Annotated in this window: 20 protein-coding genes; 17 read left to right on the plus strand and 3 right to left on the minus strand. The window is 66.9% G+C overall.

Translation table 11 applies throughout. The features are described from left to right. Positions 1–10: 10 nt before the first annotated feature. The 4 genes from VLK31_RS20315 (at position 11) to VLK31_RS20330 (ending at position 3722) form a co-directional block, all read left to right on the plus strand. Positions 11–730: an ABC transporter ATP-binding protein gene (locus VLK31_RS20315; protein WP_409170233.1), complete on the plus strand. Its 720-nt coding sequence runs from the start codon at positions 11–13 to the stop codon at positions 728–730. A 304-nt stretch (positions 731–1034) separates the two neighbouring features. Then, complete coding sequence (locus tag VLK31_RS20320; protein ID WP_409170234.1) at positions 1035–1787, plus strand: ABC transporter ATP-binding protein; 753 nt, start codon at positions 1035–1037, stop codon at positions 1785–1787. Next, complete coding sequence (locus tag VLK31_RS20325) at positions 1780–2649, plus strand: branched-chain amino acid ABC transporter permease (protein ID WP_409170235.1); 870 nt, start codon at positions 1780–1782, stop codon at positions 2647–2649. The genes VLK31_RS20320 and VLK31_RS20325 overlap by 8 nt, the downstream gene beginning before the upstream one ends. A 14-nt stretch (positions 2650–2663) precedes the next feature. Then, complete coding sequence (locus tag VLK31_RS20330) at positions 2664–3722, plus strand: branched-chain amino acid ABC transporter permease (protein ID WP_409170236.1); 1059 nt, start codon at positions 2664–2666, stop codon at positions 3720–3722. Here the strand turns inward: VLK31_RS20330 and VLK31_RS20335 are convergent. Continuing rightward, positions 3700–4203 carry a hypothetical protein gene (locus VLK31_RS20335; RefSeq protein ID WP_409170237.1) on the minus strand — a complete coding sequence of 168 codons (504 nt, stop codon included), beginning with the start codon at positions 4201–4203 and terminating at the stop codon, positions 3700–3702. The two genes, VLK31_RS20330 and VLK31_RS20335, sit on opposite strands and share 23 nt — an antisense overlap. Before the next feature lie 186 nt (positions 4204–4389). Between VLK31_RS20335 and VLK31_RS20340 the strand changes: the two genes are divergently transcribed. Then, positions 4390–5397 carry a Bug family tripartite tricarboxylate transporter substrate binding protein gene (locus VLK31_RS20340; protein ID WP_409170238.1) on the plus strand — a complete coding sequence of 336 codons (1008 nt, stop codon included), beginning with the start codon at positions 4390–4392 and terminating at the stop codon, positions 5395–5397. 25 nt (positions 5398–5422) lie between these two features. Here the strand turns inward: VLK31_RS20340 and VLK31_RS20345 are convergent, their stop codons facing one another. Beyond that, on the minus strand, positions 5423–6463 hold the full coding sequence (locus VLK31_RS20345; protein WP_409170239.1) for a LysR substrate-binding domain-containing protein: 1041 nt from the start codon (positions 6461–6463) through the stop codon (positions 5423–5425). A 69-nt stretch (positions 6464–6532) separates the two neighbouring features. Here VLK31_RS20345 and VLK31_RS20350 point away from each other — a divergent pair, with 69 nt between their 5' ends. From VLK31_RS20350 to VLK31_RS20385, 8 genes are all read left to right on the plus strand, one after another. Beyond that, on the plus strand, positions 6533–7099 hold the full coding sequence (locus tag VLK31_RS20350; protein WP_409170240.1) for a GAF domain-containing protein: 567 nt from the start codon (positions 6533–6535) through the stop codon (positions 7097–7099). A gap of 37 nt (positions 7100–7136) precedes the next feature. Further along, positions 7137–8786 (plus strand): FAD-dependent monooxygenase, encoded by a 1650-nt coding sequence (locus VLK31_RS20355; protein WP_409170241.1) that lies wholly within the window; start codon positions 7137–7139, stop codon positions 8784–8786. Positions 8787–8800: 14 nt separating this feature from the next. Next, positions 8801–9223, plus strand: a complete 423-nt coding sequence (locus tag VLK31_RS20360; protein ID WP_409170242.1) for a hypothetical protein — start codon at positions 8801–8803, stop codon at positions 9221–9223. A gap of 41 nt (positions 9224–9264) precedes the next feature. Continuing rightward, a complete protein-coding gene (locus VLK31_RS20365; RefSeq protein WP_409170287.1) occupies positions 9265–10005 on the plus strand; it encodes an alpha/beta fold hydrolase in 741 nt (246 codons plus the stop codon). A gap of 85 nt (positions 10006–10090) precedes the next feature. Further along, positions 10091–10861: an ABC transporter ATP-binding protein gene (locus VLK31_RS20370; protein ID WP_409170243.1), complete on the plus strand. Its 771-nt coding sequence runs from the start codon at positions 10091–10093 to the stop codon at positions 10859–10861. Positions 10862–10980: 119 nt separating this feature from the next. Beyond that, positions 10981–11802 (plus strand): ABC transporter permease, encoded by an 822-nt coding sequence (locus VLK31_RS20375; RefSeq protein WP_409170244.1) that lies wholly within the window; start codon positions 10981–10983, stop codon positions 11800–11802. Between the two features lie 47 nt (positions 11803–11849). Next, entirely contained in the window at positions 11850–12974 is a 1125-nt protein-coding gene (locus VLK31_RS20380; RefSeq protein WP_409170245.1) for an ABC transporter substrate-binding protein, read from the plus strand. A gap of 1 nt (position 12975) precedes the next feature. Beyond that, on the plus strand, positions 12976–14166 hold the full coding sequence (locus VLK31_RS20385; protein ID WP_409170246.1) for a PLP-dependent aminotransferase family protein: 1191 nt from the start codon (positions 12976–12978) through the stop codon (positions 14164–14166). Here the strand turns inward: VLK31_RS20385 and VLK31_RS20390 are convergent. Further along, a complete protein-coding gene (locus VLK31_RS20390) occupies positions 14163–14939 on the minus strand; it encodes an IclR family transcriptional regulator C-terminal domain-containing protein (protein ID WP_409170247.1) in 777 nt (258 codons plus the stop codon). The two genes, VLK31_RS20385 and VLK31_RS20390, sit on opposite strands and share 4 nt — an antisense overlap. Before the next feature lie 132 nt (positions 14940–15071). Here VLK31_RS20390 and VLK31_RS20395 point away from each other — a divergent pair, with 132 nt between their 5' ends. From VLK31_RS20395 to VLK31_RS20410, 4 genes are read left to right on the plus strand one after another with little or no spacing between them, the layout of a single operon-like run. Then, the gene (locus VLK31_RS20395) at positions 15072–15773 is read left to right on the plus strand and encodes a 3-oxoacid CoA-transferase subunit A (RefSeq protein ID WP_409170248.1); all 702 of its coding nucleotides are present in this window, start codon (positions 15072–15074) and stop codon (positions 15771–15773) included. Then, positions 15770–16459 carry a 3-oxoacid CoA-transferase subunit B gene (locus tag VLK31_RS20400; RefSeq protein WP_409170249.1) on the plus strand — a complete coding sequence of 230 codons (690 nt, stop codon included), beginning with the start codon at positions 15770–15772 and terminating at the stop codon, positions 16457–16459. The genes VLK31_RS20395 and VLK31_RS20400 overlap by 4 nt, the downstream gene beginning before the upstream one ends. A gap of 34 nt (positions 16460–16493) precedes the next feature. Next, entirely contained in the window at positions 16494–17699 is a 1206-nt protein-coding gene (gene pcaF, locus VLK31_RS20405; RefSeq protein WP_409170250.1) for a 3-oxoadipyl-CoA thiolase, read from the plus strand. Positions 17700–17712: 13 nt separating this feature from the next. Further along, entirely contained in the window at positions 17713–18759 is a 1047-nt protein-coding gene (locus VLK31_RS20410; protein ID WP_409170251.1) for a Bug family tripartite tricarboxylate transporter substrate binding protein, read from the plus strand. Positions 18760–19162: the final 403 nt, after the last annotated feature.

The following is a 19162-nucleotide window of genomic DNA, read 5'->3' on the forward strand; positions in this document are numbered from 1 at the left end:
AAAGAACGCCATGACGCTGCTGGCACTGCATGCCGTGAGCAAGTCTTACGGCGCGCTCAAGGTCACCGACGCCATCTCGCTGTCGGTGGCCGAAGGCGAGACGCTGGGCATTCTCGGGCCGAACGGCGCGGGCAAGACCACGCTGTTCAACCTGATCTCCGGCGACGTGCGCGCCGATGCGGGTCGCGTGGAGTACGCGGGCCGCGACGTGACACGGCTCAGGCCGCACCAGCGTTGCCACGCGGGCATCGGGCGCAGCTACCAGGTGCCGCAGCCCTTCGGCAACATGAGCGTGTTCGAGAACCTGGTGACGGCCGCGTGCTTCGGCGGGCAGCAGACCGAACGCGAGGCCTGGCAGACGGCGCACGAAGTGCTCGCGCAAACGGGGTTGATGCCGCATGCGAACAAGCCTGCGGGCGGGCTGACCTTGCTGGACCGCAAGCGGCTGGAGCTGGCACGCGCGCTGGCCACGCGGCCGCAGTTGCTGCTGCTCGACGAGATTGCGGGCGGGCTCACGGAGCCCGAGGCGGCGGTGCTGGTGGGCGAGCTCAAGCGCATCAAGGCGCGCGGCGTGACGATGATCTGGATCGAGCACGTGGTGCATGCGCTGCTGTCGCTGGCGGACCGGTTGTTGGTCATCAACTTCGGGCAGAAGCTGGCGGAGGGGGAGCCGCGGGTGGTGATGAACGATGCGGAGGTGCGGCGGGTGTACATGGGGATGGAGGCATGAGCGCGCCCTGTCTGCGCATGGCTCCTTCCCCTTCCGGGGGAAGGTTGGGATGGGGGCACGACGGCGCTGGTTTGGCCTGTGTGCTTCATCGCGTGCCGCCGGCCCCCACCCCCGCCCTCCCCCGGAAGGGGAGGGAGCAAAGACCCAGAACGCGCTGCGCGACGCGCGTGTCCTGCCTTGCTCCTTCCCCTTCCGGGGGAAGGTTGGGATGGGGGCACGACGGCGCTGGTTTGGGCACGGTGCTTCATCGCCTGCCGCTGGCCCCCACCCCAGCCCTCCCCCGGAAGGGGAGGGAGCAAATGCCATGAACGCCCTGCTCGACACCCACGCCCTTCAAGCCTTCTACGGCGACGCCCAGGCCCTCTTCGGCATCGACTTCTCGCTGACCCAGGGCGAGCTCGTCGCCATCATCGGCGCCAACGGTGCCGGCAAGTCGACCTTTCTGAAAAGCCTCACCGGCCTGGTGCGCGCACCGCGCGAAGCGATCCGCTTCAAGGGCCAGCCCATTGGCGGCCTGCCCCCCGGCGACATCGTGCGCCGCGGCCTTGCCATGGTCCCTGAAGGCCGCCGCCTCTTCCCCAGCCTCAGCGTGGAAGAGAACCTGCTCATGGGCGCCACCGCCGCACGCAAGGGCCCGTGGAACCTGCAGCGCCTGTACGCGCTGTTCCCCATCCTCGCCGAGAAGCGACAGCAGCCGGCCACCTCGCTTTCAGGCGGCCAGCAGCAGATGGTTGCGCTGGGCCGCGCGCTCATGAGCAACCCCGAGGTGCTGCTGTGCGACGAGCTCTCTCTGGGCCTCGCACCCATCGTCATCCGCGAGATCTATGCCGCCATGCCCACCATCACCGGCGAGGGCATGACGGTGGTCATCGTCGAGCAGGACGTGACCATGGCGCGCCAGGTGTCGCGCCGCATCTACTGCTTTCAGGAAGGCCGCGTGTCGCTCCAAGGCAATTCGATCGACCTCACGCGCGAACAGATCTCGCAGGCCTACTTCGGGATCGGGATCGGCACCGGCACCGGCAACGGCACCCACACGGAGACCGCCCATGCTTGAAACCCTCGTGCAAGGCGTGCTGCTCGGTGGCCTCTACACGCTGTTTGCGCTAGGCCAGTCGCTCATGTTCGGCGTGATGCGGCTCACCAACACGGCGCAGGGCGACTTCATCATTCTGGGCGCGTTCGCGGTCATCGCGGGCCTGTCGCTCACGGGCAGCGCAGCGCCCTGGATGGTGGCGCTCGTCGCGCTCGCGGTGCTGCCGCTGGCCTTCGGCTTCGGCTACGCGTTGCAGCGCTATGTGCTCAACGGCACGCTGGGCAAAGACCCGCTGCCGTCGCTGGTGGTCACCTTCGGCCTGTCGATCGTCATTCAGAACCTGCTGCTGGAGCTGTTCTCCGCCGACCCGCGCGCCATCGAGACCGGCGGGCTCAGCACGCAGGGCGTGGCGCTGGGCGACATGTCGGTCGGCGTGTTGCCGCTCGTTGTGCTGGCCATCGCGGTGGTGGCCACGGGCGCGCTGCAGTGGCTGTTTGCGCGCACGTCGCTGGGCCGGTCGTTTCGCGCGGTGTCCGACGACCGCGAAATTGCAGAGCTCATGGGGCTGAACGCGAAGAAGGTCTATGCCTTTGCCACGGCCATTGCCTTCGTGCTCATCGCCATTGCGGGGGCCCTGCAGGGCATGCGCACCACCGTGTCGCCGTCGGACGGCCCGCTGCTGCTGCTCTTCGCCTTCGAGGCCGTGATCATCGGCGGCATGGGCTCGTTCTGGGGCACGCTGGCCGGCGCGATGATTCTGGGCGTGACGCAGCAGATCGGCTTTCGGCTCGACCCGGGCTGGGGCATCTGGGCCGGGCACATCGTGTTTCTGCTGGTGCTGGTGGTGCGACCCCAAGGCCTGTTTCCCAAGACCCGTGGATGAAGCCGATGACACACATGCCCCCACCCCTCATTGCCGTGGAGCGTGCCACCGCCGCGAGCCGCGCCGCGCTGGCCATCGGCATTGCGCTGGTGCTCGTGGCCGCCAGCCTGCCGTGGTGGGGCGAGTCGAGCTGGATGCGCGAGTTCGTCGAAATTGCCTGCTACTTCATCTTCGCGATGATGTGGAACCTGCTGGCCGGCTACGGCGGCATGGTCAGCATCGGGCAGCAGGCCTTCTTCGGTTTTGGCGGCTACGTGATGCTGATGCTGGGCAACTTCGCGGGGCTCAACCCCTTCGTTGCCATACCGCTGGGCGCCTTGGCCGCGGGGCTTGTCGCCGTGCCCGTGTCGTTCGTGGCGTTCCGCCTGTCGGGCGGCTACTTCGCCATTGGCACCTGGGTGATTGCGGAGGTGTTTCGCCTGAGCTTTGCCAATGTGTCGGCGGTGGGTGGGGGCTCTGGCACCACGCTCACCGCGCTGCGCGGCATCGACAAGGCCACGCGCGAGAGCACCACCTACTGGATGGCGCTGGCCTGCGTGGTGGCGGCCGTTGCGCTGGTGTACCTGTTCTTGCGCAGCAAGCGCGGCCTGGCGTTGCTGGCCATCCGCGACAACGAGGTGGCGGCCGAGTCGCAGGGCATTCCGGTCGCGCGCATGAAGCTCGCGGTGTATGTGGTGGCGGCCTTTGGCGCGGGGCTGGCGGGCGCGCTGTACTTTGTGGGCAACCTGCGCATCAGCCCCGACGCGGCCTTCAGCGTCAACTGGACGGCCTTTGCCATCTTCATGGTGGTGATAGGCGGCATCGGCCGCATCGAAGGGCCGCTGGTGGGCGCGCTCATCTTCTGGGCGCTGAACAAATTTCTGAGCGACTACGGCACCTGGTACCTGCTGGGCCTGGGGCTGCTTGCGATTCTGGTCACGCTGTTCTTCAAGCAAGGGCTGTGGGGCTACGCGCAGCAGCGTTGGGGGTGGTCGCTGTTTCCGACGCAGCGCAAGCTGGTGCTGCAGCCCGTGGCCGCTGGCACTCCTGCTGCCGCCGTTGCTGCTGCTGTCAAGGCTTCTTCGCGGGCGTGACGTAGTACTCGAGCTTGGTGCGGTCCTTGTACGGGTCGTCCTCGAAGATCTTCTTCTCTTGCGAGATCTTGATTTCGTACCCGTCGCGCACGCCCCAGAGCTGGGTGGGTGTTTCGTAGGTCACGGGCGACAGCGCAGGTCTGTGAAAGGCCGCGACGGTCTTGAAGTCGTCGGTGCTGAAAGCCTTGACCGATGCGCTCGTCACGCGGCTGTTGCTGTCGGCGCTCACGTTCACGTCGGTCATTGCGGTGTTCGGCGGCACCGACAGCAAGGTGGCCAGCGGCGCGGGCAGCGCCTTGGCGCCGCTTTTTTCCTTGATGCGGTAGTGCAGGCCGCCTTGGCCGTCGGGCTCGCCGCCGGCCGCGGCCGAGTCTTCCATGCGGCTGACCAGCCATGCGCTGACCAGTATCAAAGGCACCGCGATGGCACCCACGTAGAGCAGGAAACGAATGCGTTCCTTGGTCCTGAAAAATTCGATCATGGCGTGGGTTCTCCCTGTTCTCCCTGTCGTTGGTATGCGTCGGCAACGCTGCGATGCGATGTCGCGGGCCATGCTAAAGCCCCTGCCCGGGTCGCTCTTAAGGTTTGCTTCATGAAGCGCCTTATGTAACTCTGTGTAAGCTATGGCCTCAAGTTTTCCCTGCTTTACTTTCTCTCTGGAGTTCACGTGACGATCACCAAACGCCGCCTGCTCGAAGGCGGCGCGGCCGCTGTTGCCGCATCGCTGTTTGCCAAGGCTTCCTGGTCGCGGCAGCGCGGCAGCGCCGCCGACACTGCCTGGCCCACCAAGGCCGTGCGCATCCTCGTGGGCTTCCCGGCCGGCGCATCGCCAGACCTTGCCGCCCGCGCCGTGGCCGAGCCGCTGTCCAGGCTGCTGCATCAGCCGGTGGTGGTCGAGAACAAACCCGGCGCCAGCGGCAACACCGTGGCCGAGCTGGTCGCCAAGGCCACCGACGACCACACCATCGGCGCGCTCATCAACGGCAACCTCACCATTGCCAAGCTGCTCAACCCGTCGCTGCCCTTCGACCCCGAAAAAGACTTTGCCCCCGTCGGCCTCATCGGCACCGCGCCGCTGGTGCTGGTGGTGTCGGGCAGTGCCGCCGGCAAGACCGCGGCCGAGCAGCTGCTGTGGGTGCGCAACCTCGCCGGTGCCGCCAGGTACGGCACGCCGGGCGTGGGCACCGTGGGCCACCTGGGCATGGAACTCATCAAGAGCCGCGCGGCCATCACCGCGCAGCACAAGCCCTACACCGGCAACCCGCAGGTCATTGCGGGCCTGCTGGCCAACGAGGTGCAACTGGCGCTGCTGCCGCCGGGCCTGGCCATGCCGCACATCGCGTCGGGCAAGCTCAAGGCCATCGGCGTGACCTCGCCCGAGCGCAGCGCGCTGGCCGGCGAGCTGCCCACCCTTCGCGACGCCGACGTGCGCGGCGCCGACCTGGAGATATGGACCGCACTGGCCGCGCCCGCCGCCATGAAGCCCGCGGCCGTCGCCAGGCTCAACGCCGCGCTGGTCGAGGTGATCAGCTCGCCAGACGTGAGCCAGGCGTTGCTCAAGACCGGCTGGCAAGCGCAGCCCGGGTCGCCCGACATGCTGGCCAAGCGCATGCGTGCGGACACGACACGGCTGGGCGGCGTCATCATCATGAAGGGCATTCGCTCCGAGAGCTGAGCGGCGTGCCGATGCAGGGCGCCAGTCAGCTCTTCGCAGAAGCCCCCAGCCCCAGCGCCGCATTGCGTATCGCTGTTGCCAACGCCCGCACCGTGGGCTGCTGCGCGATGCTCTGCGACACGAAGAAGCTGATCGGCGGCAGGTTCCAGGACAGCGCGTAGGGCAGCACCGCGCACGCGCCGCCTGCGGCCAGTTCCGCCGCCACGTCGCGCGCCAGAATCGTCACGGCATTGGGTTCGCTGCGCAGCACCGTGTCGATGCTGCGCAGCGACCACGTCTCCACCATGGGCGAGGGCGGCTGCACGCCCGCCCCCAGAAAGATCGCGTTGAAGGTGCGCCGCATCGGCGTGTTCGGCGGCGGCATGATCCAGTCGAGCGCGGCAAGCCTGCGCCAGTCCAGCGGCCCCTTCGACAGGCGCGCCCGGCTCTTCACCGGTACCAGCAGGCAAGGCACCTGCTGGTAGATGGCCTCCTGCGTGATGTCGATGTCGATGCCGCCATGGAACGAGCGCCCGATCACGCAGTCGAGCTCGCGCGCGCCCAGCAGCGCCACCAGCTCGTCGGTGGTGCCTTCCCTGGCCATCACCGCCACGCGCGGCGTCTGCCCCAGCAGGTGGGTGAAGGTGGCATTCAGCAGTGCCTCGGGCACGTGCGGCGTGACGCCGATGCGCACGCGCCCCGTCAGCCCGGTGTCGATGGCGGTCAGCACCTTGGCGGTCGACGCCATGTCAGCGAGCGAGATCAGCGCGTAGTGCAGCACCGCCTCGCCCGCGGGCGTCGGGTTCAGGCCGCGGCTGGTGCGCTCGAACAGCGGTGTCATGAAGATCTCTTCCACCTCCTTCAGCGCCTTGGTGATGGCCGGCTGGCTCAGCCGCATTTCCAGCGCCACGCGGCTGAGCGTGCGGTGCCTGTGCACGCTTTGCAGCAGGGCCAGGTGGCGCATCTTCAGGCGAGACACGAGGGTGTGGCGCAGTTGCTCCGCGCGGTCGTGAGGGGCGGTGGATGCAGGCGATGAAGGCGATGCAGGCGATGCAGGCGATGAAAGCGAGCCAGGGTTCTTGGCCATAAGCGTTTGGTTATAGCGTTATCAAAAAAGAGCGCGAATTGGTGAATGGCCGATCCTAGACTGCCCTTCATGTTCACGCCACCCGAAGCCACCAGCCCGCTGGCCACAGCCCTCTGCGCGAACCTGTTCGACGCGTTGGAGCAAACCAGGGACGTCGACAGCGCCATGCACCTGATCGACGGCTTCCTGCGCCTGATGGTCGGCCCCGTCACCTTCAGCATCAACCTGAACGTGACCACCGCGACCGACCCGGCCAACGAGGTGCAGCTGCAGCGCTTCTATTCGTCCAATGCCAACGAGTTTCCGGTGTCGGGGCGCAAGCGCAAGACCCTCACGCCCTGGACCGAAACCCTGTTCGCTCGCGGTCAGGTCTTCGTGGCCGAAGGCAGCCATGTGCTTGCCGAGGTCTTCGACGACTACAGCCTCATGGCGCCGCTGGGCCTGAACGCCGTCATCAACGTGCCGATTCTTCGCGGCACCACCTGCATCGCCACCTTCAACGTGTTTGGCGTGCGCGGCCGCTGGCAACCGCACGAGGTGCTGGCCGTGCGCTTGCTTGCACTGCTGGCGGCGCGCTGGATCGTGCCCGCGCCCGGGCTTCACTGTTGGCTGGGCAAGGCGCAAGCTGGCAGCTGACACCGACCTTCATCGCTTCCTTCTCAAAGGCCTCCTCATGACAGCCACGCAGAATTCGCAGCACGCCGCATCCCCGGCGCGAACCGCCGTCTTCATTGTTGGAGGCGGCCCGGTCGGCCTCTCGATGGCGATCCTCATGAACCGCTTCGGCATCGACTTTGTGATGGTCGAGCGGGCCTCGTCCACCACCGACCACCCGAAGGCGCGCGGCTGCTGGAGCCGCACCATGGAGATCTTTCGCCAGTGGGGCATCGAGGAGCGCATGCGTGCGCGCGGCCTGCCCGACAACTCCGACATGTTCGCGTTCGTCGAGTCGATGGCGGGCCACGAATACGGCCGCACGCTGCCCGAGGTCAACATTGGCCTGTCGCCCGCCTGGAAATGCATCCTCTCGCAGGACGCGGTGGAAGAAGAGCTGCTGAAGCACGCCCGTGAGCTTGGCGCCGCCGGCACCAGCCGCAACCACATTCTTTATTCGACCGAGTTCGTCGACTACACCGACACCCCGCAAGGCGTGAAGGTCACGGTGCGCGACCTCAAGACCGGCGAGACCGTTGCGTGGGACGCCGCCTGTCTCATTGCCGCCGACGGCGCGGGCAGCAGCGTGCGCCGCGTCAGCGGCCTGGAAATGCGCGGCCCCTCCACCATGGCGGTGATGGCCAACGAGTACTGGAAGGCCGACCTCAGCGGCATTCGCGGCGCCGCCAACACGGCCGCCTTCCGCGTGGTGCCCAGGGACTCGAATGTGCCCATGGCCTCGGTGCTCAACACCAACGGCTGCGACCGCTGGCTCAGCCTGATCAAGATCGGCGCGGACAAGGACGAGCGCCCCGGCGAGCGCACCGACGAAGAGGTGGTGCGCCTTGCGCGCATCCACACCGGCCTGCCGAACCTCGACGTGCAGGTCATCAACCGCTCCATCTGGCGGCTGAGCCGGCAGGTGGCCACGGGCTTTCGCAAGAACCGCGTGTTTCTGGTCGGTGACGCGGCGCACCGCTTTCCGCCCAGCGGCGGCTACGGCATGAACTCGGGCATTCAGGACGCGCACAACCTGGCCTGGAAGCTCGACCTTGTGCTCAAGGGGCGCGCGAGCGAGCGCCTGCTCGACAGCTACGACCAGGAACGCCGGCCCGTGGCCGAGTCGAACGCCGACTTCAGCTACGGCAACACCCAGCGCTTTCTGAAGACCGACGAGGCCTTTCGGCGCGGCAACATCGACGAGATCAACTTCTGGATCAAGGACACCGAGAACCACGTGCACAGCGTGGGCCAGAGCCTCGGGTTCAGCTACGACGAAGGCGCGCTCGTGCCCGACGGCACCGCCAAGCCCGCGATGCGCACGCGCTCGTACGAGCCGAGCGACCGGCCCGGCGGGCGCTTTCCGCACCTCTGGCTCGACCTGGCGCGCAAGCGCTCCACGCTCGACTGGTTCGACAAGCACTTCGTGCTGGTGGTCGGCCTGAAGGGCGAGGCCTGGCTGGAGGCCGCGAAAGAGGTGTCGGCCCGCAGAGACCTGCAGATCGACACCCGCCAGCTCGAGGAAGACGCCGAAAAGCACGGCCTGCTCATTGGCCTGCGCGGCGCGGTGCTGGTGCGACCCGACGGTCACGTTGCCTGGCGCATGCCGTGGCAGCCTTCGGACCCGGCCGCCGAACTGGCTTCGGCGCTGGACCAGCTCATCGGCTGAAAGAGGAAAGCACCATGCCCGTCATTGCGCTCCACCACTACACGCTGGGCTGCACGCCCGATGAACTCGACACGTTGCTCGCGTTCTACACGGTGCACATCGGCCTGACCGACGGCCCCCGGCCCGTCATTCCCTTTCCCGGGAACTGGCTGTACAGCCACGGGCAGCCGATCGTTCACCTCGCCGCGTTTCTCGACGAACCTGCCAAGGGCGGCACCGGGCCGCTCGACCACATCTCGTTTCGCGCACAGGGGCTGCAGGAGACACGCGCCCACTTTCGCGCGCACGGCATTGCGTATGAAGAGGCACCCGTGCCGGGCTGGCCGCTGCACCAGGTCTTCGTGCGCGACCCGAAGGGGTTGAAGGTGGAGCTCACCTTCTTCCTCGAAGAAGAACAACAACCGCAGCAGCAAAGCCGGGCAGGCCACAAGCCATGACCGCTCACGCAATCACCGGCGATGCGAAAACCGCTTACACAATGAGCGGCGATGGGCCGCCTCTGCTCCTGGTTCACGGTGCAGAGGCGAGTCGTCACATGTTCGATGCCATCACGCCGCTGCTGGCCAAGCGCTTCACCGTCATTGCCTACGATCAGCGCGATTGCGGTGAAACAGAAAGCCCGCCGCAGGCTTCAACGCTGGCGCAACTGGCACTGGACGCGAAGACGCTGGTGCGCTCGCTCGGCCTGCCGGCCGTGAACGTGTTCGGCAGCTCGTTCGGTGGTCGCATTGCGCAGGTGCTGGCTGCAACGCACGGCGACGTGGTCCACAAGCTGGTGCTCGGCAGCACATGGGCGCTGCCGTATTCGCTGGCCGAACTGAACCCCGACGGCAGCCAGGCCATTGCCACACTGCGCGCCGGGCTGCCGCACACCTCGCACCAGCTGGCGGCCATGTTCTTTCCCGAGCGCTACCTTGCGCAGAACCCCGCGCTGCGCGATTTCTTCAGCCAGGTGCACCCATCGTCGGAGCGCTCGGTGCGCCGTGCGCAGGCCGTGGCGTCGAGCGCCGACATTCGCCCGGCCAGCATCGCCGCGCCCACGTTGCTGCTGGCCGGCGACAGCGACCGCGTGGTGCCCGCGCACCTCACCTTCGACATGGGCATGTGGATAGAAAACGCCCACCAGTTGCTGCTGCCCGGCGTTGGCCACGCCACCTGCCTGCAGGCGCCCGCCCTGGTGGCGCAAGCCCTGACGCGCTTCTTCGAGCAGACCCCATGAGCGCCGCGCCGGCACTCCCCAAGCCCGAGCCCGAGCCCGAGCCGCAGCCCACTTGCACCGCGGTGCGAAGCACGAAGGCATCCCAATGAGCCACATCGAAATTCGCGGCCTTTCCAAGACCTTCGGCGCGCCGGGCACGGGCGGCGTGCTGGCGCTGAAGGACATCAACTGCACCATTGCCAACGGCAGCTTTGTGTCGGTGGTCGGGCCCAGCGGCTGCGGCAAGAGCACGTTGCTGCGCATCGTGGCCGGGCTGCTCGACTATTCGCAGGGCAGCGTCACCATGGACGGCCAGCCGATTCGCGGCACGCGCAACGACGTGGGCGTGGTGTTCCAGAGCGCGATCCTGCTGCCGTGGCGCACGATTCTGGAGAACGTGATGCTGCCCGCCGAGGTGCTGGGGCTGAACATGAAGGCCGCGCGCGAACGCGCCATGCAGCTGCTGCACATGGTGCGGCTCGACGGCTTCGAGCACAAGCTGCCGCGCCAGTTGAGCGGCGGCATGCAACAGCGTGCCTCCATTGCGCGGGCTCTGCTGCACGACCCCAAGATCTTGCTGATGGACGAACCCTTCGGGGCGCTCGACGCCATGACGCGCGAGCAGATGAACCTGGAGCTGCAACGCATCTGGCAGGAGAGCGGCAAGACCGTGATCCTCATCACCCACTCGATTCCAGAGGCCATTTTTCTCGGCGACGTGGTCTTCGTCATGACCGCGCGGCCCGGCTCGCTGGAGCGCGTGATTCGTGTCGACGTGCCCCGGCCCCGCACCATGGACGCCATGGGCACGCCGGCCTTTGCCAAGGTGGCGCACGAGATTCGCGGCATCTTCGACCACACCGGTTCCTTCGACTGACCGTTTCGCCACGCCAGGAGGCTCGCATGTCCAGCACACCCCTCTCTCACACTGCAATTTCTCACACTGCAATTTCTCACGCCGCGATTTCGACGGAGCCCACCATCGCCGATTGCGCCGTGCAACGCCCCTCGGCGCTGAAGCGCGCGCTGCGCTCGAACAAGACCGCCTCGCTCGTGCTGCTCGTGGTGCTGCTCGCCGCGTGGGAAGGCGGCACGCGTTTCTTCAGCGTGCCCAAGTTCCTGATACCGCCGTTCAGCGAGGTGATGGTGGCGCTGTGGCGCGGCCTGGCGACCGGTGTCATGGCCAAGGACGGGTTGTGGTTTCACACGGCCATCACGCTCGCGGAAATCGCCCTGGGCTTTTTCATCGGCAGCGCCATCGGGCTGGCGCTGGGCGTGGCCATCTCGCAGATGGAACGCGTGGAGGCCGTGCTGCAGCCCTACGTGGCCGCTTTTCAGAGCCTTCCCAAGGTCGCGGTGGCGCCCATCATCGTCATGTGGCTGGGCTTTGGCATCAGCTCCAAGGTGGCCATCGTGTGCATGCTGACCTTCTTTCCGGTGCTGGTCACCAGCATCGCGGGCTTCAAGGCCATCGACCCCGACCGCATCGACCTGCTGCGCTCGCTGTCGGCCACGCCGTGGCAGATTTTTCGCAAGGCCAAGTTCCCGAGCGCTCTGCCGTACATCTTCGCGGGGCTCGACATGGCCGCGGCCTTTGCGGTGGTGGGCGCCATCGTGGGCGAGTTCGTCGGCGCACAGGCCGGGCTGGGCGTGCTCATTCTGCAAATGGACGCGCAGATGGACACGGGCGGCAGCTTCTCGGTGTTTATCGTGCTGTCGGTCATCGGCATTGCGCTCACCAGCGTGCTGCGCGTGGTGCAGCGGCGCGTGCTGCACTGGATGCCGGTGGAGACGCACAAGCGCACCGTCAACGCCTAGCGTGGGCGCGGCCGGCCAAGTCTCATTCACTCTCCAGGAGATGTTTCATGCTCGATAGACGCAGGTTCAACATGACGCTTGGCGCGTTTGGCGCGGCCCTGGGCGTGGCGCCCGGACTGGCACTGGCGCAGTCTCAGCCGCAGTCGCAGTCCCCGAAGATCCTCAAGGTGGCCAACTCCGCGGGCGTCAACGACGCGCAGCAGGCCTTCATCACGGCGGGCCGGCATCCGAAGCTGGGCTACTACCAGTCGGAGGGCGTGGACGTGGAGTACGTCAACATGAGCAGCATCGCGCAGGCCATGCAGGCGCTCATGACCGAGCAGGTGGCCTTCGGGCCCGTGGCGCCCGGCATCTTCCTGCCCGCTGCGGCCAAGGACCCGAACCTGGGGTTGGTGGCGGCCTACAAATGGCTGCCGCGCAATGCCAACGTGATCGTGGTGAAGCCCGGCAGCCCCATCCGCACGGCGGCCGACCTGAAAGGCAAGCGCATTGGCGTGCGCAGCCAGGGCGACCCGGGCATCGTCGTCACCAAGACCATTCTTCTGGAGCTGGGCCTGGACGATTCGACCAACCAGTACATCGCCGTGGGCGACGGTGCTCCCGCCGGCCAGGCGCTGACGCAAGACCGCGTGGACGCCATCGTCACCTACGACACCGGCGCGGCGCGCATCGAGATGGTGGGCGTGCCGCTGCGCTACGTGCCGCTGCCGCCGAAGTACGCCGAGGTTGGCTCGGGCTGGATCTGCGTGCGCAAGAAGACGCTGAAGGAAGACCGCAAGAGCCTGGTGGGCCTGTTTCGCGGCATCGCAAAATCCACGCTCTTTGCGCACACCAACCTCGACCAGGCCATCAACATCCACTGGGCGCTCTACCCCGAGAGCAAGTCCAAAAGCAAGACCGAGGACGAGGCCCGCAAGGAGCTGCAATTCATCCTGAAAGACCGTAAGGAGAACTGGATGCGCCGCGCCGACGACACCGACAAGCGCATCGGCGCATCCAGCGTGGCGGAGTGGGCGTCCAACGTCGACACCGCCGCCGAGACCAGCAAGAACCCCAGGCTCGCCGCAGAAATCGGCGATGTGAACGGCGTGTTCACCAACGACCTCATCGACGAGGTGAACGACTTCGACAAGGCCGCGGTGATCAAGCAGGCCAAGGAATTCAAGCTCTGACATGACCCACTGGACGCTGGCCGCGCGCGCGGCAAAGATGAACCCCTCGGTGATCCGCGAGATCCTGAAGGTCACCGAGAAACCCGGCATCGTGAGCCTGGCCGGCGGCCTGCCGTCGCCGAAGACCTTTCCGGTCGAGGCCTTCGCGCAGGCCTGCGCCAAGGTGCTGGCCGACGACGCGCAGGGCGCGCTGCAATACGCCTCCAGCGAGGGCTATGCGCCGCTGCGCGAGGCCATCGCGGCCATGCTGCCCTGGCAGGTGGACCCGGCGCAGGTGCTCGTCACCACCGGCTCGCAGCAGGGGCTCGACCTGCTGGCCAAGGTGCTGATCGATCCCGGCAGCAAGGTGCTGGTGGAAACGCCCACGTACCTTGGCGCGCTGCAGGCCTTCGCGCCCATGGAGCCCGAGGTGGTGAGCGTGGCCAGCGACGCGCTGGGCGTGCGCCCCGACGACCTCGCGACCAAGGCCGCGGGCGCACGCTTCGCCTACCTGCTGCCCAACTTCCAGAACCCCACCGGACGCACCATGACCGAGGAGCGCCGCGCCGCCGTCTGCGCGGTTGCGGCGCGCACGGGGCTGCCCATCGTCGAGGACAACCCGTACGGCGACCTGTGGTTCGACGAGCCGCCCGCGCCACCGCTCACGGCGCGCAACCCCGAAGGCTGCATCTACCTGGGCTCGTTCTCCAAGGTGCTGGCGCCGGGGCTGCGGCTGGGCTTCATGGTCGCGCCGAAGCACATCTTTCCCAAGCTGCTGCAGGCCAAGCAGGCGGCCGACCTGCACACGCCGGGCTTCAACCAGCGGCTGGTGTTCGAGGTGATGAAAGACGGCTTCCTGGAGCGCCACGTGCCGACCATTCGCGCGCTCTACCGGCGCCAGCGCGATGCGATGCACGCCGCGCTCGTGCGCGACATGCAGGGTCTGGATGTGGCGTTCAACAAGCCGGCGGGCGGCATGTTCATGTGGCTGCGGTTGCCACAGGGCATGAACGCGGTGCAGTTGCTGGCGCATGCGGTCGCGCGCAACGTGGCCTTCGTGCCCGGTGCGCCGTTCTATGCGGGGGAGGGCGACCCGCGCACCCTGCGGCTGTCGTTCGTGACGGCCAGCGTCGAGCAGATCGATACCGCCGTTGCTGCGCTGGCCGAAGTGGTGCGCGAGCAGGCCGCGCGCCGCCAGACCTTCACGCCCTAAAGCAACTGCGACACCCGCCGCGCCGCGTCCACCAGCGCGGGCAGCATCGTCTCCTGCATCACCTTTGCGCTCGTGCGGTTGGCCTGCCCGCTGATGTTCAGCGCCGCCACCATGCGCCCCTGGCGGTTGACGATGGGCGCGGCCACCGAGATCAGGCCTTCTTCCAGCTCCTGGTTCACCAGGCACCACTGCTGCTTGCGCGCCTGCGCCACCTTGGCCATGAGTGCGTCGATGTCGGTCACCGTGTGCTTGGTCATGGCCTCGATGTTGGAGGCCTCCAGCCGCGCGCGCACCGCGTCGTCTTCCAGGTCGGCCAGCAGCAGCCGGCCCAGTGACGTGCAATAGGCCGGCAAGCGCGAGCCCACGCCCAGGCTCATGCGCATGATCTTCTGCGTGGGCACGCGCAGCACGTACACGATGTCGGTCGCGTCCAGCACGGCGGCCGAGCAAGACTCCTGCACCTCGCGCACCAGGTCTTCCATCACCGGCTCCGCGCGGTTCCAGATCGGCATGGACGACAGGTACGCAAACCCCAAGTCGAGGATGCGCGGCGTGAGCGTGAAGAGCTTGCCGTCGGTCACCACATAGCCCAGCGTCTGCAGCGTGAGCAGAATGCGGCGCGCCCCCGCGCGCGTGAGCCCGCTGCCGGCCGCCACCTCGCTGAGCGTCTGATGCGGCGCGTTGGCGCTGAACGAGCGAATGACCTGCAGGCCGCGCGCGAACGACTGCACGTAGCTGTCGCCGGGGGCGGGTGTGACCGGTTGGGTTGCCATGGTGCGCGATCCTCTCTAAAATTCATTATACGAACAAATGTTCTTTAGACGAACATTTTCAGGGTTCGCAGAATCGGGCAGATCACGCGGGGCGTTCTGCTTCTTCTTTCCTCACACCCGGAGACAAGCTTCATGATCAACAAGATCGCGCGCTCGGTCGCGGATGCCCTGGCAGGCATTCAAGACGGCGCCACGGTTCTCATCGGCGGCTTCGGCACGGCCGGCATTCCCAACGAACTCATCGACGGCCTGGTCGAGCAGGGCGCCAGGGACCTCACCGTCGTCAACAACAACGCGGGCAACGGCGAGACCGGCCTTGCGGCGCTGCTGAAGGCCGGCCGCGTGCGCAAGATCATCTGCAGCTTTCCGCGCCAGGCCGACAGCCAGGTGTTCGACGGCCTCTACCGCAGCGGCAAGCTGGAGCTGGAGCTCGTGCCCCAGGGCAACCTGGCCGAGCGCATTCGCGCGGCGGGCGCCGGCATCGGCGCCTTCTTCTGCCCCACGGGCTACGGCACGCAACTGGCGGGCGATCGCGAGACCCGCGAAATCGATGGCAAGCAGTACGTGCTGGAGTACCCCATTCACGGCGACGTGGCGCTCATCAAGGCCGAGCGTGGCGACCGCTGGGGCAACCTGGTCTACCGCAAGGCCGCGCGCAACTTCGGCCCGGTGATGGCCATGGCCTCCAAGAAAACAGTGGCCACCGTGCACGACATTGCCGAGCTGGGCACCCTCGACCCCGAGACCATCGTGACCCCGGGCATCTTCGTGCACCAGGTGGTGCGCATCGAACGCGTGGCGACGCAAGCCGGCGGTTTCAAGAAGGCAGCATGACCATGACTTACACACGTCGCACCAAGGACCAGCTCGCAGCGCGAGTGGCACAAGACATCTTCGACGGCGCCGTCGTCAACCTGGGCATCGGCCAGCCCACGCTGGTGGCCAACCATCTGCCCAAGGGCCGCGAAGTCATTCTGCAGAGCGAGAACGGCATCCTCGGCATGGGCCCCGCTCCCGAGGCCGGCGAAGAAGACTACGACCTCATCAACGCAGGCAAGCAACCCGTCACGCTGCTGCCGGGCGGCTCGTTCTTTCACCACGCAGACAGCTTCGCGATGATGCGCGGCGGCCACCTCGACATCTGCGTGCTCGGCGCGTTCCAGGTGTCGGCCACCGGCGACCTGGCCAACTGGCACACCGGCGAGAAAGACGCCATTCCCGCAGTGGGCGGCGCCATGGACCTGGCCATCGGCGCCAAGCAGACCTGGGTGATGATGGATCTGCTGACCAAGCAGGGCGCGAGCAAGCTGGTGAAAGAGTGCACGTATCCGCTCACCGGCATCGCCTGCGTCAAGCGCGTGTACTCCGACCTGGCCACGCTCGAATGCACGCCACAGGGCCTGAAGCTCGTCGACCTGGTCGACGGCCTGAGCCGCGAAGAGCTCGAGAAGCTGGTCGGCTTGCCCATCGCACCTGCTGCGCCTGCTGCACCTGCTGCACCTGCTGCACCCGCCGCCTGATTCATTCAAAACCTCCAAGAGACACACACACACCATGACCAACCAAGCCTTCATCTGCGACGCCATTCGCACCCCCTTCGGCCGCTACGGCGGTTCGCTCAGCAGCGTGCGCACCGACGACCTGGGCGCGGTGCCCCTGCGTGCGCTGATGGAACGCAACAAGAACGTCGACTGGCAAGCCGTGGGCGACGTGCTCTACGGCTGCGCCAACCAGGCCGGTGAAGACAACCGCAACGTGGCGCGCATGTCCGCGCTGCTGGCCGGCCTGCCGCTCGAAGTGGGCGGCGGCACCATCAACCGCCTGTGCGGCTCCGGCCTTGATGCGGTCGGCACTGCAGCCCGCGCCATTCGCGCCGGTGAAGCCGGCCTGATGATTGCCGGCGGTGTGGAAAGCATGAGCCGCGCGCCCTTCGTCATGCCCAAGGCCGAGAGCGCCTTCAGCCGCAACAACGCCGTGTACGACACCACCATTGGCTGGCGCTTCGTCAACAAACTCATGAAGGCGCAGTACGGCGTCGACTCCATGCCCGAGACGGCCGAGAACGTGGCCACCGACTACAAGATCGAGCGCGAAGCGCAAGACCTGATGGCGCTCAACTCGCAACTGCGCGCCGTGGCCTCGCAGAAGTCGGGCTTCTTCGACGCTGAAATCGTGCCCGTGAGCGTGCCGCAAAAGAAGGGCGACGCCGTCATCGTCAACAAAGACGAGCATCCGCGTGACACCACGCTGGAGGCGCTGGCCAAGCTCAAGCCCATCGTGCGCCCCGACGGCACCGTCACGGCAGGCAACGCCAGCGGCGTGAACGACGGCGCTTGCGCGCTGCTGCTGGCCGACGAAGCCAGCGCCGCCAAGCACGGCCTTACCCCGCGCGCTCGCGTGGTCGGCATGGCCACCGCCGGCGTGGCACCGCGCGTGATGGGCATCGGCCCCGCACCCGCCACACAGAAGGTGCTGGCGCTCACCGGCCTCACCATCGACCAGATGGACGTCATCGAACTCAACGAAGCCTTTGCCGCACAAGGCCTGGCCGTGATGCGCCTGCTGGGCCTGAAGGACGACGACGCCCGCGTGAACATCAACGGCGGCGCCATTGCGCTGGGCCACCCGCTGGGCGCCAGCGGTGCGCGCCTGGCCACCACCGCCGTGAACCAGCTGCACAAGAGCGGCGGGCGCTACGCGCTGTGCACCATGTGCATTGGCGTGGGCCAGGGCATTGCGCTGATCCTGGAACGCGTCTGACACACAGCAGGTCATGACCTTCACCTCGCGCCGAGTCGTTGTTGCCTCTTCAACCACCCGGCGCGAGATGCTGCTGGGCCTGCTCTCCGCGGCAGCCGCCCTGCCAGCCTTTGCGCAGGGCCAGCAGCAACAAGCATCCAACGCGTCGGCTCACGACGCCGCCAAACCCATTCGCATCGTCGTGCCCTTCGCCCCCGGCGGCGGCAACGACGTGTTCGCGCGCCAGATGGCCAAGGGCCTGGGCGAGCTGCGCAGGCAGAGCATCGTCGTCGACAACAAGCCCGGTGCCGGCGGCAACCTGGGCACCGGCGAAGTGGTGCGCAGCACGGCCGACGGCAGCACCTTGCTGCTGGGCCACACCGGCACCGTGTCGATCAACCCCGCGCTCTACAAGGGCCTGAAGTTCGACCCCCGCAAAGACCTGGCACCGGTGGCCATGTTCGCGTCGTCCGCGCTGGTGCTGGTGGTGCCCGCCAGCTCGAAGATCCGCACCATCGCCGACCTGGTGAACGAGGCCAAGGCGCGCCCCGGCGCCATCGACTACGCGTCCAGCGGAAGCGGCACCGGCGGACACCTGAGCGGCGAGTTCTTCGCCGAGCGCACCGGCACCAGGCTGACCCACATTCCCTACAAAGGCACCAACCCCGCGTTGACCGACCTCGCGGGCGGGCAGGTGCACATGATGTTCAGCGTGATTCCGCCGGCATTGGCTTTGGTGAAGGGCGGCCGGCTGCGCGCCATTGCGGTCACCAGCGCCAAGCGCTTGCCGTCGCTGCCCGATGTGCCGACGGTGATGGAGTCGGGCCTGGGTGCGCTGGCGGATTTCGAGAGCACGCTGACCTATGGAATTCTTGCGCCGCGCGGGACGCCGGCTGCGTTTGTGAACGAGCTGGCGGGGCAGATGTTGAAGGTGGCAGGGGAGAAGGAATTTCAGTCGCGGCTGGACGTGGAAGGGGCTGTGCCGTTGCTGGGTGGGCCGGTTGAATACGCGGCGCTGATTGCTCGGGAGAGTGAGAAGTGGGCGGGGATTGTGAAGAGTTCTGGGGCGGTGGTGGAGTGATCCGACTGCCGCCGAACAGTTGCCGTCCAGACGGCACAAAAGTGCCTTCTCCGATGTGCAGGCCACCCTCTTCCAGGTCCGCGTACTGATGGTGGCCCCCCAAAACTGCCGGGAACTACAACGCCGACTTTGATTTGGACCGTGGCAGCACCGATTGTCTCAGCGCGCATGAGTGGTGGGCAGGACTTGCTGAATGAAGGCAGCGTGTTGGTTGTGGAAGGGTTTGGCAGCACAGCAGAATCGGAGATGAAATCGCTGCTGCTGAGAGGTATTCGCCTTGACTTGGGCTGAAGGAGCTATCCACCTTGAAGTTGAGGGCTCGAGGGAACTGGGCGGGCCGACGCCGAGATAGAGGTTTTCTCTAGTTGGTGATCGCGCAGATCTAGCGTGGCACTAAGGATGG

It is taken from the genome of Variovorax sp. H27-G14, assembly GCF_046156345.1.
Lineage (GTDB): Bacteria > Pseudomonadota > Gammaproteobacteria > Burkholderiales > Burkholderiaceae_C > Variovorax.

Bases quoted from the DNA above. Each gene is read 5' to 3' on its own strand.
- VLK31_RS20315 (WP_409170233.1), top strand. From the start codon at position 11: ATGACGCTGCTGGCACTGCATGCCGTGAGCAAGTCTTACGGCGCGCTC.
- VLK31_RS20320 (WP_409170234.1), top strand. From the start codon at position 1,035: ATGAACGCCCTGCTCGACACCCACGCCCTTCAAGCCTTCTACGGCGAC.
- VLK31_RS20325 (WP_409170235.1), top strand. From the start codon at position 1,780: ATGCTTGAAACCCTCGTGCAAGGCGTGCTGCTCGGTGGCCTCTACACG.
- VLK31_RS20330 (WP_409170236.1), top strand. From the start codon at position 2,664: ATGCCCCCACCCCTCATTGCCGTGGAGCGTGCCACCGCCGCGAGCCGC.
- VLK31_RS20335 (WP_409170237.1), bottom strand. From the start codon at position 4,203: ATGATCGAATTTTTCAGGACCAAGGAACGCATTCGTTTCCTGCTCTAC.
- VLK31_RS20345 (WP_409170239.1), bottom strand. From the start codon at position 6,463: ATGGCCAAGAACCCTGGCTCGCTTTCATCGCCTGCATCGCCTGCATCG.
- VLK31_RS20350 (WP_409170240.1), top strand. From the start codon at position 6,533: ATGTTCACGCCACCCGAAGCCACCAGCCCGCTGGCCACAGCCCTCTGC.
- VLK31_RS20355 (WP_409170241.1), top strand. From the start codon at position 7,137: ATGACAGCCACGCAGAATTCGCAGCACGCCGCATCCCCGGCGCGAACC.
- VLK31_RS20360 (WP_409170242.1), top strand. From the start codon at position 8,801: ATGCCCGTCATTGCGCTCCACCACTACACGCTGGGCTGCACGCCCGAT.
- VLK31_RS20365 (WP_409170287.1), top strand. From the start codon at position 9,265: ATGAGCGGCGATGGGCCGCCTCTGCTCCTGGTTCACGGTGCAGAGGCG.
- VLK31_RS20370 (WP_409170243.1), top strand. From the start codon at position 10,091: ATGAGCCACATCGAAATTCGCGGCCTTTCCAAGACCTTCGGCGCGCCG.
- VLK31_RS20380 (WP_409170245.1), top strand. From the start codon at position 11,850: ATGCTCGATAGACGCAGGTTCAACATGACGCTTGGCGCGTTTGGCGCG.
- VLK31_RS20385 (WP_409170246.1), top strand. From the start codon at position 12,976: ATGACCCACTGGACGCTGGCCGCGCGCGCGGCAAAGATGAACCCCTCG.
- VLK31_RS20390 (WP_409170247.1), bottom strand. From the start codon at position 14,939: ATGGCAACCCAACCGGTCACACCCGCCCCCGGCGACAGCTACGTGCAG.
- VLK31_RS20395 (WP_409170248.1), top strand. From the start codon at position 15,072: ATGATCAACAAGATCGCGCGCTCGGTCGCGGATGCCCTGGCAGGCATT.
- VLK31_RS20400 (WP_409170249.1), top strand. From the start codon at position 15,770: ATGACCATGACTTACACACGTCGCACCAAGGACCAGCTCGCAGCGCGA.
- pcaF (WP_409170250.1), top strand. From the start codon at position 16,494: ATGACCAACCAAGCCTTCATCTGCGACGCCATTCGCACCCCCTTCGGC.
- VLK31_RS20410 (WP_409170251.1), top strand. From the start codon at position 17,713: ATGACCTTCACCTCGCGCCGAGTCGTTGTTGCCTCTTCAACCACCCGG.